A 5076-nucleotide genomic window follows, 5' to 3' on the forward strand; every position below is an offset into this window, starting at 1 on the left:
TAGCAACAGCTATCTTTTTTAATATACAAGCGTAAACTCTCAAAATATCTTTTTATAAGCTTTTGAAATCTATTTTTGCCACTCTTATTTTTTACTTCAACTTCATTCAATTCCTTTAATATCAAGGCTTTTCATTTATTGCATACTGCATTTTCGTCTAATTTAAGATTAATTTTTAAATCTTACCCATCCTAGTTTCTTTACAAATGATTTCTAAAAGCCCTCTTGATAACAATAAGTTCGTCATAGTTTTCGTGATTATCAAAATCTAATCCGCTAATATAATAGATAATTCTGGAAGCCTTTTTATTATCTAACCTTTGCCAATCCATATTAAATCCTAATTCATTTTCTATTTCTTCAGATACTGAGTATAAACTATCAAAAAGTTCCTTATTATCATTAATGTAAACTTCTATGCCTATACTATTTGTTTTATTTACCAATGTGATTGAAATATGTGCTTCACTTATGCCAATAGCAACATCATACCAATGATCTGTTGTTGCTTTTCTTACATTAAAGGGCTTATTTCTTGAAATTAAAACTTCATTAAATCTATTCCAGAAATTCAACCTTTCAGCCTGTGATTTGCTTAATTCTCTATTGTCAACACTCGCGTTTGTTGTTTTTACGAAATCATTAGGTTTTTCTATAATCACAAATTTAGGCGCTGGCAAAGAATCTCCAATCCTATATGCACGAATTTCCATTAAGAAAAACGAAACATCTTTAGTCGTCTTATTGTTTAACCACTCTATTGCACTTCTGTGTTCTTCTCTTGCTTCTTTAACTATCCAAACCACAACATTTGCATCTAAGCCAGATGCATATGTTATTATTTTACCTAAATGGTCATGGTTTGTAGCTTCCAATTGGTTTTCAATAATTACTTTAATACCCGTAGTTTCATCTTTTGCAACTAAATCACAGCGATAAGAACCAACAAAGACTTCTTTGTTTATATCTGTCAACGTCAATCCTATTTCATCACCTAGCATCTCAATATTTTCTTCTTTTGATAACCATTCTGAAAAATCATATTGCTCATGTTTCCAGAGTTCTCTAATATCAACTTCTTCTAATTTCCCTAATCTCAATTTATTCACCATCATATCAAAATCAACTCATCTTTAAATATAAAAATTAAAATGTAATTATATTCCAACAAAAACTTCTACAATTTTTCTTATTTTTTCTAGCACAGATTCTTTTTTCTTTTCCCTAGCGCCATGCCTGCGTGAAGTCGGCGGAATGATTCGATCAAGCTCATCTCCCGCATATTCTACATAGCCTTTACTAATGGATTTTTCTATAAAACGCTTTGAATCTTCTTTTAAACTTTCTTCATCAACTAAAGATCTAATTTTATTCTCTTTCTCTTTCTTTGCAAATCTATAAAAGGATTCAAGAATGTCATCAGTGTTTTTTAGTTCAGACAATCTTGTGTTATTTATAAAATCCATAATCAACTCTTCTTTTGCCCTTGTGCCAAGGCTTGACCTGATTACCCTGCGAACTTCTGCTTTTAAACTTTCCACATTATCATTTTCTTTTGACTTTTCTAATATTAAAGCCAAAATATAATCCAGATTTATCTCATCTGTTTTAAGTAAGTCAATTTGAAATTCAACATCAGAAAAATCAATTTTATCGCCTTGTGGATTTTCATTGCCCCTTGAATTTAAAATGCCTTCCCTAATGTCAACATAGACGCTTTTCATATCCTGCATCTGTCTGTCTGAGATGATTTTTTCAAAGTTTTCAAACTCATCAAAATTCTTCAGAATGTTCTCAGATTTCAATAACTCACCAAAAAGTTTTACAAATTCTTTTTTATCAGCTTCCAATATAATTTCTGTAGGTTCAGGAAATTTAGATATAATTTCATTACAAATATCTATATAACCCTTGACTACATTGCCAGTTTCTTCATCTTTAAACCCATAAATGTACTCTTCATAGCTCTTTTCTAAAATAATGTTTACACTGTTTTCATCGCCAAAGATTTTGATTGCATCTTGAGTAGCTTTTTCTAAATCTCTAAAGCAAACAATATTGCCAAATGTTTTTACCTTGTTAAGTATGCGGTTAGTTCTTGAAAAAGCTTGAATAAGACCATGATATCTCAAATTTTTATCTACAAATAATGTATTTAATGTAGGTGCATCAAAGCCTGTCAAAAACATTCCCACTACTATTAACAAATCAACTTTCTTATCTTTTACTTTAAGAGACAAATCCTTATAGTAATTTTGAAATTCATTCCCATTAGTAGAAAAATTAGTTTTGAAGTAACTATTATAATCGGCAATTGCCTTGTCCAAAAATTCTTTTGCCGTCATCTCCATAGCTGAAACATCAAAATCCTCTTCTGCTATCTCTCCAATTGCCCTTTGTTCCTCATTAGGTGCAAAACTAAAAATTGTAGCTATTTTTAATCTTTTCTCTTCCGGTAAACTGCTCTGTTGTCTTTCAAACTCTTCATAATATAACTTTGCCGCTTCAATACTTTGTACAGCAAACATTGCATTAAAACCATTGAGCCTTCTATGCTTCAAGTCATAAAACTCATTGCGATGTGTTTTCGTATTAAATACCTTGAGAATATGTTTTGTAATCTCACTTATTCGCTGCGGATGGAGTAGCATTTTATTTTCCAATTTAGCTAATTTCTTCTCATCTTCCTCTTTCTCCGCAGTTCTAAATTTCGGTGTAATATTATTATAATCCACTTTGAATTTTAAAACTTTGCCATCACGAATGGCATCCGTAATAACATAGCTGTGCAGTTGCGCTCCAAAAATACTTGCTGTTGTATCTCCACCAAGAGAATTTTCTGGAAAAATTGGCGTTCCTGTAAATCCAAATTGATAATATTTTTTAAACGACTTCCTTATATTTTTCTGTGCCTCTCCAAACTGAGAGCGATGACATTCATCAAATATAAGAACACAATGTTTATCATAAATTTCATGATTAGGATTTTTCTTAACAAATTCATTTAGTTTTTGTATTGTAGTAACTACAATCCTATTGTCATATTTTTCAATACACCTTTTAAGTTCCTTTGTATCTTTACTTCCATTCACACTGTCTGGCTGAAATCTTTGATACTCTTTCATTGTTTGGTAGTCTAAGTCTTTTCTATCTACAACAAAAAACACCTTATCGATGAAATCAAGAGATGTAGCAAGCCTTGCCGCCTTAAAGGATGTCAAAGTCTTGCCAGAACCAGTTGTGTGCCAAATAAAACCTCCCGCTTCTGACCTACCTGCCTTTTTTGCCTCATAACTTGATTTTATCTTCCACAAAATTCGTTCAGTCGCCGCTATTTGATAGGGTCTCATAATAAGAAGAGTATTGTTGACATCAAATACGCAATATTTTGTAAGCACTTCAAGAATGACACGCTTTTCAAAAAAAGTCTTAGTGAAGTCCTCTAAATCACAAATCACTTTGTTTTTAGCATCCGCCCATTCACAAGTAAACTCATAATTATTTTTATTTTGCGCCGTTGTATTGGCAAAATATCTTGTATAAGTTCCATTAGAAATGACAAATATCTGAACATACTTGTATAGGGAATTATCGCTGTTAAAACTTTCTTTGCTATACCTGTGAATTTGGTTAAAAGCCTCATGTAAATTCACGCCTCTTTTTTTAAGCTCTATATGGACAAGGGGCAAGCCATTTACTAAAATAGTAACATCATAACGATTTCTGTTTTTTCCTTCGCCACATACCTGATTAGTAACTTGCAAAAAATTGTTGTGAATATTTTTCTTATCAATAATCTTAATATTTTGCAAATGTCCATCGTCAAATATGAAATCATAGACATGATTTTCCTGAACTTTTCGAGTTTTTTCAATCATACCATCACTTGGAGCATCCAAATATTCAAGTAAAAATCTTTCCCATTCTTTTTTTGTAAAAGAAACTTCATTTAACTTTTCAATTTGAATTTTTAAATTTACATATAATTCATCTTTTGATTTTACAATAAGCCTCTCATACCCTTGCGAAACCAAATTTTCAATTAATTGACTTTCAAGTTCAGCTTCACTTTGGTAGGAAGTTTCTCTAACTTCAAGGTCTTTTTTAAAATTAGCTAAAATAATTCCGCCAGTCATTTCGGCAATTGTAGATGCATTATAATTTATTTTATTCTCTGACATCTAAATTCCTCCTTCCATTTGTATTATTAATTATTAGTTTTTCCTTGGAAAATCCATTAATCTTTCCCTATAGTATTCATACTGTTTTTGCCTTAACTCTATTTCTTTAGGTAAACCTTGAGAGATATCATTGATAAGTGCATTAAACTTATCGAGAATAGAAACAATATATTCTTGGACTGGGAGAGATGGTAATGGGATTTTTATTTTTTCCATATCCTTAGTTGATAATTCAATAACCTTAACCCCTCTTGCTAACTTATTCTTTTGTCTTAATAAATAATTTGCGCCGTTAAATACATATGCTAGATATTTGGGATTTTCATTATGTCTAAATATTGCTGCATGACCACCTGTTACTGAGATTGTATTGCCTAAATATGCTACAGTTTTCATAACATCTTCTATATTTTCGGAAGTTTTTGCGATTACTAAATCGCCAGTGTTAACCTTTTTAAGATTATCTGCATTTTGCTTAGTTACTCTAACGATTGGCTGTTTTACAAATAAGTTGTATTTCGTGTAAATGTGACCGTAATGTATTGCTCCAACATTTCCGTTTTCATTGAATAAGCTCTTAGGCATTCCTGTTCCATTTTCAAACACTCCTATGTTTCCCAATGTCCTCCATTCAACTTCAAACAGTTTAACTCCAACAATATCCGCAGCTTCTTTTAATAAAGTTAAATACCTCTTAGAGATGTAACCCCTCTCTCTCTACCATATTTTCGTCAAATGTCAAGAGTTTTTCGCGATAATATTCATATTGTTTTTGTCTTTGTTCAATTTCTTGAGGCAATAATCCCTTTGTGTCAGAAAGCAAAGATTGAAACTTATCTAAAATTTCAACCACTTTATTTTGAACTGGAATAGGTGGCAAAGCTATTTTTATTTT

Annotated in this window: 3 protein-coding genes and 1 pseudogene; all 4 read right to left on the reverse strand. The window is 31.2% G+C overall.

Features of this window, described 5'->3' with window-relative positions:
- Nucleotides 1-200: 200 nt before the first annotated feature.
- Entirely contained in the window at nt 201-1100 is a 900-nt protein-coding gene (locus tag MR285_RS07415) for a DUF4268 domain-containing protein (RefSeq protein ID WP_293559581.1), read from the reverse strand.
- A gap of 57 nt (nt 1101-1157) precedes the next feature.
- On the reverse strand, nt 1158-4181 hold the full coding sequence (locus tag MR285_RS07420) for a type I restriction endonuclease subunit R (RefSeq protein ID WP_293559583.1): 3024 nt from the start codon (nt 4179-4181) through the stop codon (nt 1158-1160).
- Nucleotides 4182-4214: 33 nt separating this feature from the next.
- Nucleotides 4215-4841, reverse strand: a complete 627-nt coding sequence (locus MR285_RS07425; protein WP_366934099.1) for a restriction endonuclease subunit S — start codon at nt 4839-4841, stop codon at nt 4215-4217.
- Nucleotides 4842-4875: 34 nt separating this feature from the next.
- Nucleotides 4876-5076: pseudogene (locus tag MR285_RS07430) on the reverse strand (restriction endonuclease subunit S); the annotation flags it as partial.

Source organism: Peptoniphilus sp. (assembly GCF_022767005.1).
Classification (GTDB): Bacteria; Bacillota; Clostridia; order Tissierellales; family Peptoniphilaceae; genus Peptoniphilus_A.

Coding starts and splice junctions, on each gene's coding strand:
- MR285_RS07420 (WP_293559583.1), bottom strand. CDS start 4,181: ATGTCAGAGAATAAAATAAATTATAATGCATCTACAATTGCCGAAATG.